The organism is Legionella lytica (assembly GCF_044626755.1).
Classification (GTDB): domain Bacteria; phylum Pseudomonadota; class Gammaproteobacteria; order Legionellales; family Legionellaceae; genus Legionella; species Legionella lytica_A.
In genome coordinates this window covers 895014-908476 of the sequence record NZ_JBGORX010000001.1, presented here as the reverse complement: position 1 = coordinate 908476, position 13463 = coordinate 895014, and the positions used below count along the sequence as shown (strand labels likewise).

Here is a 13463-nt window from a genome sequence, read left to right as displayed (position 1 = left end):
TAACTCCATTACTTGGGATATTTGTTTCTTTTCTCCATGTCAGGAGGGTTCTCATTAGCATCTGTCGGGGGTTGATCTACATTCATTTGGGTTCCTGCTAAAAAGGAATAAGGATTTCCAGCCGCCATATTTGCTTGAGATCTCTTACTCGTTTCTACTCTATCGTGATGGGGTTGCTGCTGATTAGCAGCCATATTGGCATATGCATTCGACTGTTCCATCGTACTCACTATTGCCCTGAGAAAATTATTAATGTCTTCTATAGGCATATAAGCATAAAATCCGATTCTATTTTCAATTTGCGCTAAATTATCCTGTATTTGAGCCAAGTGTCCATAATTTTCTTTCAATTTGTGTGTTAAGGTTTCAAATGTTTGTTGTTGAATATAAGCTTGCTCTGTTTCCTCGATCAGTTGATTAAGAGTTCTCAGAGTGGTTGTAAAATGCAATAACCCTACATCATATCTATTCAAACCTTCTTGAATTTTATCTAATTCTTGGTGTAGGTTCGGATCGTTTTGATATTGTTCTCTAGCTTGTTGAATGGTGTGAATAATAAGGCCGTAAGTCTCCATCATGTCGTTAATTACGGCTAATTCAATATTACCTAATAAGGGGTTAAGCATTTGGTTTTGCCAGGAAATCATGTGAACTTCTATGTCTGGGGCCAGGTCTGGATATTGATTTTTCATTTGATCCAGCTGATTCATCTTTTCCCAATACGTACCTAAAGCGTGGTGGTCTTTTTCAATGTCTTGTATCGACTGCATTGCGTGTTGGACTTGATTCATATCAAAGCGCTCAAGAGGATTTTCTTTAATGCACTGTTGGATCAATCTTGTATATCTGGCACCCACGTGCGTTTGAAAAATTGGTGCACTAAAATCATATGCTTCTGCATTGGCATGATGTTCCATAAACGATTGGATTGCATTTACTGTACGTGAGGGAGGAGTAGCAGCTAAAAATTCATAGAGATTTTTTCCAAACATAAAGGCTTCTGCATGAGAAATTGAAATAAGTGTATCGGGATCGCTATCCCAACTGAGAAGCTCTGGAGGGGTTATATATTTAGTTCTTAGCCAGTTATATCCGTTGCTTGATAAGGAGCTTAAGCTGGTAAAATTTTCTGCTGGGCACATGGATTTTGTGTCTGCTATTTTTAAAATACCATTTACCTCCAGCAACCAATTGGAGTTTTTCATATCCATATAGAATGTTGCGTTTTGTTCCATAAGAATTAAAGCCTGCGCCATTTGTGAATAGATATTCCCGGCCGCAATGAGCCGCTCTTCGTCTGAAAGCCGCATATTGGCTTGAGTGCTAATGTCATTACCAGGACAAAAATCGGTTATTTGTAAACATCGATCATTCAGACCATAGTTGTCTTTTGTAATAGCTACCGCTTTATTGAAGTGGACTTGAACAAAGTATTCCTGTAATTCAGGAATTTCTTGTAAATATTGAGCCTGCGTATCAGGATTTCCCATTCGATGTTCCAGTTTCAAAATTTCTTTTTCACCAGTGATCGCATTAATTATTAATAAATTTTTTGAGTTGGTTCCGCCACGGTACTCTACTTTATAATTGTTTAATATAAATAATAATTCGCTTTCCTCTATGGGAGTCAGCGGCTTCATCCACTGCAACATTAGGCTTAAGTTAAATTGTGTTTCAAGACTGTGTAAACTATTAGAAAGAATCGCAGCTTTTCGATCGTCAAGTCCTTTAATCCACTCTCTGAAGGATATTGGCGATGGTGAATTAATCCAGGCATGAATTCCTGCTTTCACGGGAGGAGCCTGAGGGGCTCCAGGTTGTTGAGCTTGTGGAGCAAACACTTGTGGGGCCGAAGAGGCCTCAAGATGCTTAAGTACCGTTTCTATGTTTTGTTTCGCATCTTGTATCAAGGTTTTTTTATTACAATGTATTATCCAACGGCCTTTATCTTCAAAAATCTGCATGCTGTGAACACCAAACGAATTCAATTGTTTGAGAATTGCTACCGCTTCTTTCTGACTAGAACAGCATAGCTCATAATGGCTTATCTCTGGGTATCCTCTACTAAAGACTCGTGGCTCTTTTCCCCGAATAATACAGTTTTGGGGCATGTTTTGATAACTTTTAATTGCTTCTTCGATGCATTGTCTCGCATCTATTTGAACGGTTAATTTATCACAATTTATCCTCCACGAGTCGTTTGCATTAAATACTTGAGAAGGATTAACCCCTAGTGCCTTTAATTGCAGTTGAATTGCATTTGCTTCGGCTTTGCTAGAACAGGAAATTTGATGATACTCCATTCCGTTAAATGCTTTCCTGAAAAAAAGCTGAGCTTTAGCTATATATGGTTCAGTATGTTGTTCATAATTATCAGGTATAGGAGTTATGAGTGGGGAGGGTTGGGGGGCTATGATTGCTGGAGCAGGAATTAAATTATACCTTTGTTGAGCGTATGCTATATTTGGGCCTGGAGGAGGGGCAACAGGACGTTGGTATCCAGGATAAATATGTTGTCCGTAGTGTGCAGCATGCTGATTGAGCGGAAGTATCGGATTTGGAGGCTGGTTTAGTGGTTTTAATAGGACGTTGTTTCTACCTGGATGAATTGGCCGTGGACGCAGAGGAGCAACAATTGCTGGATTTTGGACGGGAGGGTAGCCGTGCTGACCGTATCTAATTGGAAGGGCGGCGGGAGCTAGGGCCACTATAGGAGGGAATTCAGGATAACCCGCAGCATATAAGGGTTTGGGTTGTGCTCCATGCCTTGGCTCAATTAAATTCTTTTTATGGAATCCCATATCAAAAATAGAAAAGCGATAGTTCCGTGTTTTAATATCCGAAAGTGTAAAGACCTCTTGTTTTGTATTATCTTCCGGATTAATTAATACGATTTCATAATCACCATTTTGCATGGGTATTATACTTTCTATTCTTAATGCATGCCGTCCAACAGTATGGCCAAAAGCGTCTCTATCCCCATAATCTATACTAATATAAATGGGCTCATTGGGGTTTAGCATTTTCAAATTAATAATCGCATTAATATCTCGAGTATCAGTTGTTTCAATTCCTAATAGCTTACCGACAAATATAGTAGAGGTTTCCTGATGCCGTTGGGGGATGTTATGAGCAAAGATGCTGGCATCTACCCCTTCGTTATCCCAGGCACCTACATAATAGTAAGAACTAATACGCTCTAAAATTTTCACTGCAAGAGCGTTTGATTGTACACCGCCAGAGTCCCCATCTATTGCTTCAAGTTTTTGATTATCAATAAAAATTACATCTTCATCTGTTTCCACATCGTAGGAATAGATGTATTTTCCCTGCATTTTTTCTGGATTTAAGTAGTGGCTTTGATCGGTACGTTTAATACGTAGATACACACCTTCATGTGTTTGAGTGAATTTTGACCGGATTAAATCTTGGTTTTCTGGTCTGCCATTAAGAATACAATCTAATGAGCATAAAAGATAACAGTCACCTACTACTCCTTGTTGAATCAGGATATATTGCCCTTTTTCTGGAAATAATGGCGTCATAGTATTCACTTAACTGGTTTTATTACATATATAAATATAGTATGTATTTTGCTCACAATGACTTCCTGGCTACTCGAAAAGAGCAAATAAGCGCCTTTTTTCGCTCATTGGCAGGGCAAAAACGATGCGGTTTAGTAAAGTTCGGGCTTATCCAGGAACAAATAGCGCTAATAGGTATTTGGGATTGACGATGGAGAACGCACCTTGGGGCATGCACGAAGGCTTCACCTAAGTGGAACAAGTTCCTCTGGGTGGAGAATGGCGGGCTTTCCATCTCATCGTCAAATTAGAGCACGGCGAAGCCACCCCGGAGCAGGTAATCTGGGGTTGCTTCGCTATGCTCTCAATTATAAAGATTAAACTAGAATACTATCTAGCTATATTCTAGTACTTTGCCGTTGCATCGCTTGCAGGAAAAGTTTCTTTTAATGTCTCATCTAATTCTTTTTCGCGCGCTTTTTGTTTTTCTTTTTTGGTACTATCAGATTGATGAGTGTGATTTTTTTTCTTATGTGCTTGAGTACTTTTGCTCATAATAGTCTCCTTTTTGTTAATTATAGCAAATGGAGAATTTTGAGCTGTAGTGGCGGCGTTGATCCTTACGATTTCTCTTTATGGAGCTAACTCCAAGAGTGCAGAGGCTTCTTCATGAGTACTTTCTAGGCTGATGAAGCGATAAAGATCATGAGCAATGCCATCATGATCATGAAGATGGAGTTGTTTTTGATAGGATTTATTGAGTTGATGGCCAATATAACCGATGGTAACCACTAGAGCTACGGGCCAGCAAACGATCGTGGCGGTAATGATGAATGCGATGCCCCCAAAGTTAAATGTTAATGAATCCCATAGTTCAATATGAGCTTCGTTACGCTCTTCGCGCAATAGGCTGAGTAATTGTTGATGATGCTCATTATTTAAAATTTGACCGTTAGCCAGTTCACGGTTTACTGCAATTTGAGCTTTTTTGTATTTTTTATATTCTTCTGCAGTGTTATATAGGGCATTACCTAGCATACTAAATAGGGCTACTCCTGCGATGGCAAGCGGGCCGGTATAGATAAGGGTTGCCGCAAAGCTGATGGCTAAGATATGTGCCCCTAAAATATTAATCGCGTAATAAGAGCACTGAGCCTCCCAGTCATCTTTTAGCAAATCCATTTGGCGTTGAATCACGAGAAGCTCAACAGGTTCTGCACTTATTTTTTGCTCAGTTAATTCCTGTACTTGCTTTTTATAGTTCGCAGCCTCATAAAGCCACTGGGTTAAAAGCAATAAGGCATCAAAGACTAAAAAAGCAAGGATGATGGGGGATACTGACGTGATGGGAACATGGAAAAAATTAGGATAGGTAGTTAGTAAGCCAACTAGAGACCAAACTAAATCGCTGGCCATGGTGAAGCCTCGTCTCTCGAGTTCTTGTTTGAACACTTTAGAAATGGCTAGTTCTTTCTCAACCGACGCCTGGACTATTTGCTTGATTCCAATAATAAGGTTAATGATAAAGCGAAAAGCAAACAGAATGATGCCCAATGCCGCTAAGGTCTCACGGGATTGGTTTAAGAGGTTAATGCCATCGACAAAACCGTATTGATTGCCAAGAATTTCATTCATTTCCTGAATTAATTCAAAAAACGAACTATGTTCCAGATAAGCCAATAGCTGCATGGCTAGGGCGCGGCTGTAACCAAATTTAGAGCGATTGGTGTTTAGTTTGCCTACTTTCTGACGTATAGTGGTTAAGGTATCCAGACTAGTACCAGGGGCATCAAAATTAATTTTAATTTGTTCCAATAAAAAAATAAAAAATGTATTGTTGCTGGAGGCGTTCTCATTAGATAAGGAGTGGCCTTGTACGTAAGAGTCAATTTCCTTTTTTTGTTTTTTAAGTTTTTCTATTTCGGCTGGGTGATAATCTATTTCATAGTAACGAATCATTAAATCACAGACATAGCTGGCATAAAGCACCACTTCAACATGGTTTGCCCAGTATTCTTTATTGGAGCGGAGTATTTGGTATAAAGAGGAAAACTCATTTTGTAATTGGTTTAAATCAAAGTCTGCCTGAGCAAAAGAAAAATGTGCATCATTCCTCAAGGTATGATTAAAAAAAGCCTGCTTTATAAGGCTGATTTGTGATTTTCCCATAAACAAATCTCAATAATATTGAAAATAATCAAATAGTTTTATACTGTACGATGGGTTAAGGACTTATGACCAGTCGTCATGACTGGTCGATTATAAACCAGATAATGGAAACAGGAAATAGTTCGTTAAATATTTACACTATTGAGCGTTTTATTATAAAAGCAGTTTTCCAGGAGGAATGTGTATGAATAAGGGGAGAATGGGCATCGCTGCTTTATTTCTTTTAGGGACGATGGGTAGTGTTGCTGCGCCAACCAGTTCTGTAGTGACTTTAAGTGGGGGTGGCAATGTCGCGGCGGGAACCAGTACGAAGATTTCGCTTGCTGGTTTGATTCCTTCGGTGACTTATAATGTTATTTGTTACATCGATACCAGCTATCCCTTCCAGTATATTTTGCTAGGAAGCTCTTTTAGTGATACTACAAGTACCGTTACTTCATATAGCTTAAATGGAAACTATGTGATCCAAGATCAGCTCATTGTTGGACATAATATCGCACTAATTACAGGTTTATTCACTAATCCGACAACGGGATACCTCGTATTCACTAATTTGGATCAGAGTAACCCATTTAATGTGAATAACTGTTTTGGTGTACCTGTTTAAGCTGTTCAACCCGTTTAATGTTTTGAGGGATATATTATGAAGAGAAAAGGGATTCTCACGTTATTAGGACTGGTTGTTTCGACAGCCCTTTTTGCCGGAAATGCGCCAATTCAGCGGATTGAGGTCGTTAATTTGTTAGGGGCGAATGGCTCTGTGCCTACTGCAGTAACGATTTCTTTTGAAAATGGGCCCGCAACGCCTTGTTTTACGGCTACACTTCCTTATCAAGGGAGAATCACGGTATGGGCTGGAGTTGGTATGGCCTGTATTGCACCGATTACCAGTATTTTGATTAACCCGGTTGTTGGGTCAAAGGGGCCGGTATATTCTTCACCAAGTCCTGTAGGCGTTAGTAGCAATTATTATTTAAGTCAGCTAACGGTTAGTGAAAATGCGCCACCAAAGTATGATCCCACTAATGGTGATTTAGTCATGCCGGGGACAGCTCAGGCGGTTCTTAAGAGTTATTGATGTAACCATTACGAACGAAGTGAAGCAACCAAGGGTAGGAATTTATGCCCTGAATTGCTTCCTTATTACCTTCCTTGCGATGAAGGGATATAGATTAAGTACAAATTTTTAATTCCGATGTGATCCCCACTTTCTTTTTTATCAATCACATCGATGGAATATTATCCGGGAATGACAGAATTAATTGTTCCAACTGATTCGCGGACATGGGTTGATTAAAATAAAAGCCTTGAACTTTATAACAGGAATGCGATTCCAGAAACTTAAGTTGGCCCAGGGTTTCAATCCCTTCAGCAACTACATCTAATTTCAAACTATTAGCCATATTTATAATTGCTTGAATAATGATCTCATCAGAGCGGCTATTGTTTATGTTTTGCACAAATGATTGGTCGATTTTTAGCTGATCAATTGGCAAATGATGTAGATGATTAAACCCAGAGTTTCCAGTACCAAAGTCATCAAGCACGATGTTCACCCCCATTTGTTTCAATTGGCGAATTGCATGAATGACGCTGTTGGAATTAATAAGAACATTTTCGGTAATTTCTACTTCAAGATATTTAGCCTCAAGTCTGGTCTCGGTTAATATGGTTTTTATCATCGCAATAAAATTAGGTTGCATGAATTGCTTAGTGGCAATGTTTACTGCGATAGGGAGGGGAGTAAGGCCTTTATCTTGCCAAGCCTTGTTTTGCTTACAGGCTGTACGAATCAGCCACTCACCAATGGGAACGATTAAACCGGTGTCTTCGGCAAGTGGAATAAAATCCATGGGTAAACGAATGCCGTGTTCAGGATGATTCCAGCGAATTAATGCTTCTATCCCAATTAGCATTTGATGTTTCGTATCGTATTGTGGTTGATACTCTATAAAAAATTCATTTTCTATTAACGCTTGGCGTAAGTCGGTTTCTTTCTCTAAACGAGCAACACATTTTTCTTGCAGTTCACTGTCATATAATTGAAATTGGTTACCTCCCAAGGCCTTAGCTCGATACATTGCTAAATCGGCATGACGTAAAAGCTCTTCCACGGTTGTGCCATCTTGAGGATAAACGCTGATTCCAAGGCTTGCAGAGATCATTAGTTCTCGCTGCCCGATTTTCAACGTTTTATTAAGAGTGGCTAAGATTCTCTCTGCAACATATGCACCGTTTTCCATATGCGCTGTTTCGGATGGAACTGCAATAAAAATAAACTCATCACCGCTTAAACGAGCGATCATATCTTCTCTACGTGTAATACTCGATAAACGTTCGGCGACTATCTTAAGCAAGGTATCGCCTGTTTCATGGTTAAAACTGTCATTAATTAATTTAAATCGGTCCAGATCGATAAAAACCATGATAAAGCTTGAGTTATTTTCTTGTGCTCTAACAATTTCTTGTTCGACTCGTTCTACCAGTAATACTCGATTGGGTAGATTAGTTAAACTATCATGAGTAGCCTGATGCTCAAGCATTGATAAGGTTTGTTGCAGAGAATCAGTGCGATCTTTTACTGTTTGTTCTAATAGCTCCTGGCGATTTTTGGATTCTTGCATTAAGCGCCATTTTTTTGTTAACGAACATGCTAACTGACGCACCGCAACACTATCAAAGGGTTTTTTGAGAATTAATAGATTATCTCTTAGACCTAAAGCATTGACGGTGTCTTCCCAACTATAATCTGAGTAAGCGGTGCAAATTACGATTTGTATTTCTGGATCTAAAGCCCAAATTTTGGTGATCGTCTGCACTCCATCAAGGCCAGGAGGCATACGTATATCAACAAAAGCCAAGGCATACGGTTCGCCTTCATTCAACGCCTGCTGAATACATTGAATGCCTTCAGAACCTTGAGATGCACAGTCTATTTGAAAGTTAGGTAAGCTATTTGAGCTCAAGTCAGACTCTGGAGCTATTTCCTCACCAAAAATAAGTTGATTAAGCTTATTTAGATGGGCATTTGAATGCTCCGTTTTTAATATTTTTTGAAAGTCTTGATGAATAGCAGGATTATCATCAATAATTAAGATTCGAAAATCTATTTGCTGATTCATAACAAAACTCCTAGATGTCATTTTAATATGCTTGCTTTACTGTTCGGTAAATAGATAGTGAACGTTGCTCCTTGTTCATATCCCCCACTAGAAACTTTAATTTCACCACCTAGTTCATTAACAGCAACAGCAGATGCATGGAGTCCAAAACCATGCCCCGATTTTTTAGTTGTAAAACCAAAAATAAAAATTTGCGATAAATTAGCGTTTGAAATACCAACACCATTGTCTGAAATTTGAATTTCAATTTTATCTTTGGTTATTAGTTTGGTTTTAATTGTTAATACTTTAGGTGTATTAGTTGACTCAACCAATGCATCCTTCGCATTAGAAATAATATTGTTTAGTATTTGAAACAGCTTTGTTTTATCAACCACGATGGGTTTAAGATCACTATATTCTTTTATAACAGTAATTTTTTTATTTAGATAAGCTCCAGATAATAAAAGCGTTTCATCAATTAGCTCATTAAGTGAAATAATTTGTTCAAAACGTTCGTTTTTCAAAGCGGTTTGTTGGGTGTTGATGATGCTTTTTATGAGCGTTATATTTTTGGTCATATCTTCCAGTTCAGCAATTTCCTGGTTGTGCTCTTTTTCCCAGCATAGTGCCAGCTCATTAATATAGGCGGGGATATGCGAGCCTCGGCTGTCTTGGCTAAGAAAGTTGGGTAAGTCTTCTTTATGGGTATTCAATAAAGCAGCTAATTTTTCTAGTGTTTTTAAGGGGGTAGCATGTCTATTGGCAAGCAGTGTTTCAATGGAAATGTTTATGGAGTTGATGACATTACCTACATTATGTAAAACCGAGGCGGACATTTCTGACATGCCTAACTCTCTTGCTTTTTCAAATTGTTGCTGATTCTTGGCTTCCTTATAGTTGGAAGCCAAAAAGGCGACACCCATAATAATGAAGGTTGTTGCGGCAATAATAATCGATAAAACAGCTGGAGCTATGCCTGGTATTTCATCGGTGCTAATGGTTGGAGTGCACAGAGGGCTAAAGACAGAAGCGGCCATGCCCGTATAATGCATCCCAAAAATTGCCAAGCCCATGATCATGGCTGATAAAATTTTAATTCGATTTCTTAATGTGGCAACTACGGTATTACTTTTTAAGGCAAACCAAATTGCTGCTTCTGAGGCGATAACAGCCACGAGAATAGACAGTAAAAACAAGCTGGGTAAGTAACTTATATTTAAAGAAATGAGTAGGGCGGTCATTCCGGTATAATGCATGGAGGCGATAGCCAAGCCTAAAATGAAACCACCGGCAATAAGATGAATCACATTAATGATCGATCTTTTTAATAACAATAATGCGAAGCCTGATGCGAATACAGCGACGCACAGTGAAATAATGGTCCAATACACATCATATTGTAAGGTGATGCCCGGGATGCTAAAGGAAAGCATACCAATAAAATGCATGGACCAGATTCCTGAGCCCATAGCAATGGCTCCACCTATTAACCAGAGCCATGTGTCTTTTTTGGTATTATTGTGATCGCGTAACCGGCCGGTTAAGTCAAGAGCGACATAAGATGCCATTACCGCGACCAGATACGATAAGATGATTAATCTTGAATCATATACTCCTTTTAACTGATCCACTGGTAAAGCATTTGGTTGAAAAAATTCTGTATACATTTCCTTAAAGCTCTTTATGTTTTATGCTTCTATATAGTTCGTTTCTTTAATTTTAGCACGCTATTTTTAAAGTAGGTTATTCTCGTGGTGTTCCCTTGCTGAGCTCATGATAATGTAGTTTGGTGTTCGTTTGCTTTTTATTAATTTAGGAATGAATAAAATGAATAAAATAATCAGGATGATTGTGTTTTATTTGATTCTTATTGCGTTACTTATTAGTTATTTTGTTTTTTATCATAGCCCAGTTCGCCTGGAGCATGGGGTCTATATTAGCCAAATTGAGCCGGTACCGAGTTTTGAGCTTGTTGATAATCAGGGGAATGTATTTTCTGAAACAAAGCTAAAAGGTCACTGGTCTTTGCTTTTTTTTGGTTTTAGTCGCTGTAAGATGGTTTGTCCGTTGACTATGTCTGTGTTGAAGCAAGTCTATGAGCAATTACCGCCAGCAAAACGGCCCCAGATTATTTTTATTTCTGTAGATCCTGAGCATGATTCCATACAAGAGCTTAATCAGTTTGTTCATCAGTTTAATGAGCATTTTATTGCACTTAGAGGCCCAATGTCGGTAATAAATTCCTTACAAAAGCAATTGCATATTACCGTGTCGGCAAGCCCTATGAGCCATGGAACAGAAATTTTGCTTATTAATCCAGAGGCAAGGATACAGGCTTATTTTTATTATCCTATTGCGACTAGAGAGCTTGTAACTGATTTGAATCGACTTATTGATTTGCATTAAACGTTGGCTTATGGGTTTCGTCATTGATTCGCTGGGCGTCACAATGACGACTGGGTTTTAATTCGGGTTATCCATCAAAGGTGAAATCATAAGGGAATACAACGGAGACACTATTTCCTGGAAAGCCTAAAATAATTGGTCCAGCTTTAAGTTTGCCAACCCCTACGCCAGGTTGGGTTAGCAGCGTATTTGATGGTGTTTCGTAAGAAGTTGCGGTAATCGTTAATGGATGTTCATTGCAAGGTACATTTTCAATATACTGGGGGCCACTCTTGCCGGTTAAAGTAATTGATTTGCTAAATCCATATTCATTGGCAACATTAAAGGCCACATTTTCTTTGGGCATCACAGGAGGAGAGGCTACTGCTACTTGAACCATGCAGCTTAAATCGATGTCCCCTGCGTAAGCAGTGGATAAACTGACTAAGGAAAGGGCTACAATAACAGATTTTTTCAACATAATTAACTCCTTAAATGAGCAAAAATATTGCTAAGGAGTTCCATTATATAAAAGCGGGTACTAATGTACAGTTAAGTAATAGTAAATTAACACATGGCTTATATAGCCGGTTACTTGCAAGGAAATCTTATGTACATCTCTCATCACGCTACCTCCCGCGGAGCGTAAGCCAGAAAACGCCCTGCTTGAACTAAGACAGATGAGGCGACTCTCTCTCGGTATCATCGCTCTCATCAACCAAGCCGTCTATACTAGGTGCTGTTGGACCTCTAGTGGATTGCACGGTCTCGCGCGACCCAGTTGTGGCGGCTATATTTCCTTCGCTATTTCCATTATTTACGTTATGAAGCAAATCCTCATGAACTCTAGCCCCAGGTTTAGGTAGCTCGACTTTCGGTTCATCGCTCTGGGCTAGGGGTGATGGATTTGGGATGGTATCTATGACTTTCTTCACTCCTCTTAGTTTTGCACTAAGCTCTTCTGCCTTGATTTCTGCATTCACATCATATGCTAAGGCTATGGCGCTGGATGCAGTTATGGCTCCTCCCACTAAAACACCGCTAATTAATGAACTACCCCCCCCCATCAAGACTGTCATTCCACCCACTGCAGCAGCGCCAGCCGCACCTCCAGTAAATACTGAGGCGGCAACAATGATTGCAATGCCTACCACTACTCCGGCAATTAAGAGGCCTCCTCGTACAGGGTGTGCCTTCATGTAGTTTGCAAAATTAGAAGCTAAATCCGATACACCATTTTTTAACTTACTAAAAAATCCTTCTGTTTTAGGTGACTCGGGTTTGTCTGCTTTGGGTGCCCCAAGGTTATCCTCTGCTGTACCAGACGAAGGAGAGCGGGTTGTTGCTTCTTTCACGAAATTTGTAACACTGGAAGCCCACTCTGTTACTTTATTTTTAAACCTGCTAAAAAAACCTTCTTTTTTAGATGCTTCGGTTTGTCCTGCTTGATGCTCTATATTATGGGGAGAGGAAGAAGGGGGAGTTATCGGTACTTGGTGAGTGGGAATGACTAATTTTATGTCTATATCATTAGCGAGTTTACTGGGACTTTTTTCACCACTGACAATTTTTTCCATATCTGCCAGATTTATCCTAAACCCATTTTGGGTTTGCCAATCCGGCAGAGCAGCTATTGCTCTTTCGAATTGTGCTTTAGGGATCCAACTAGATAATCTTTTTACTTTTTCAGCCCCATCTACCAACTTTTGTAGATCTTCCGTTCTCTGGGTATCAGTGTATTTTGTCGTGAATTGTCCTACTCTTAAATTAGATTCGGCAGCATTATATGCACTTACGGCTCTCTTTAGCTTATCAAGTAGTGTTGCATCGTTTAAGATCGGTTCAGGAACAGGTAATTTTATCCCAAGGTTTGTAAAGAGTTGTTGAGGGCTTCTGGTTTCGTTTCTTATTTCTATATATTCTCGATAGTCGGAGCGTAGCTGTGCCTCTTCCATTCCTGATAGGCCTTTGACGCGCTTTTTAAAATCTTCTTCGCTATAATCTAACATTTTGATTTTTTCAGCTACGTTTACCAGCTCTTGCATATCTCTGGCACGCTCGGCATCGGTATAGGGATTCCCGTCGACACCACCAACTCTTAAATGATCTACAATTCCAGCATATCTGCCTATGTACTCCTGGAGTTGTTTTCTGGTTGATTTTTCGGGGGATTGAGCGAGTCTCGCTAAAGGATTTTTTGCCATAACATGTACTCATAATAAATTACTTGTCTTAAGTATAGACAATTTTTTTATTCTGAGATCATTTCCTTATGAGGTGA

The 13463-nt window shown here is 39.3% G+C and carries 10 protein-coding genes; 3 read left to right on the top strand and 7 right to left on the bottom strand.

Annotated elements, in window-relative coordinates; genetic code table 11:
* Nucleotides 1–8: 8 nt before the first annotated feature.
* The 3 genes from ACD661_RS03775 to ACD661_RS03765 form a co-directional block, all read right to left on the bottom strand.
* On the bottom strand, nucleotides 9–3545 hold the full coding sequence (locus tag ACD661_RS03775) for a protein kinase domain-containing protein (RefSeq protein WP_400186422.1): 3537 nt from the start codon (nucleotides 3543–3545) through the stop codon (nucleotides 9–11).
* Between the two features lie 384 nt (nucleotides 3546–3929).
* On the bottom strand, nucleotides 3930–4079 hold the full coding sequence (locus ACD661_RS03770; RefSeq protein ID WP_400186420.1) for a hypothetical protein: 150 nt from the start codon (nucleotides 4077–4079) through the stop codon (nucleotides 3930–3932).
* A 78-nt stretch (nucleotides 4080–4157) separates the two neighbouring features.
* Nucleotides 4158–5693: a hypothetical protein gene (locus ACD661_RS03765; RefSeq protein WP_400186418.1), complete on the bottom strand. Its 1536-nt coding sequence runs from the start codon at nucleotides 5691–5693 to the stop codon at nucleotides 4158–4160.
* Nucleotides 5694–5877: 184 nt separating this feature from the next.
* Here ACD661_RS03765 and ACD661_RS03760 point away from each other — a divergent pair, with 184 nt between their 5' ends.
* Together ACD661_RS03760 and ACD661_RS03755 are read left to right on the top strand one after the other, a co-directional pair.
* A complete protein-coding gene (locus ACD661_RS03760; protein ID WP_400186416.1) occupies nucleotides 5878–6300 on the top strand; it encodes a hypothetical protein in 423 nt (140 codons plus the stop codon).
* A gap of 36 nt (nucleotides 6301–6336) precedes the next feature.
* A complete protein-coding gene (locus ACD661_RS03755) occupies nucleotides 6337–6771 on the top strand; it encodes a hypothetical protein (RefSeq protein ID WP_400186414.1) in 435 nt (144 codons plus the stop codon).
* Nucleotides 6772–6916: 145 nt separating this feature from the next.
* On the opposite strand, the gene ACD661_RS03750 is transcribed toward ACD661_RS03755, so the two are convergent.
* Both ACD661_RS03750 and ACD661_RS03745 read right to left on the bottom strand, forming a co-directional pair.
* Nucleotides 6917–8815, bottom strand: a complete 1899-nt coding sequence (locus ACD661_RS03750) for an EAL domain-containing protein (RefSeq protein WP_400186412.1) — start codon at nucleotides 8813–8815, stop codon at nucleotides 6917–6919.
* 17 nt (nucleotides 8816–8832) lie between these two features.
* Nucleotides 8833–10464 (bottom strand): MHYT domain-containing protein, encoded by a 1632-nt coding sequence (locus tag ACD661_RS03745; protein WP_400186410.1) that lies wholly within the window; start codon nucleotides 10462–10464, stop codon nucleotides 8833–8835.
* A 160-nt stretch (nucleotides 10465–10624) separates the two neighbouring features.
* Between ACD661_RS03745 and ACD661_RS03740 the strand changes: the two genes are divergently transcribed.
* On the top strand, nucleotides 10625–11203 hold the full coding sequence (locus ACD661_RS03740; protein WP_400186408.1) for an SCO family protein: 579 nt from the start codon (nucleotides 10625–10627) through the stop codon (nucleotides 11201–11203).
* A gap of 67 nt (nucleotides 11204–11270) precedes the next feature.
* On the opposite strand, the gene ACD661_RS03735 is transcribed toward ACD661_RS03740, so the two are convergent.
* The gene (locus ACD661_RS03735) at nucleotides 11271–11663 is read right to left on the bottom strand and encodes a hypothetical protein (protein WP_400186406.1); all 393 of its coding nucleotides are present in this window, start codon (nucleotides 11661–11663) and stop codon (nucleotides 11271–11273) included.
* Nucleotides 11664–11853: 190 nt separating this feature from the next.
* Nucleotides 11854–13386, bottom strand: coding sequence for a hypothetical protein (locus ACD661_RS03730; protein ID WP_400186404.1), 1533 nt, complete (start codon nucleotides 13384–13386; stop codon nucleotides 11854–11856).
* Nucleotides 13387–13463: the final 77 nt, after the last annotated feature.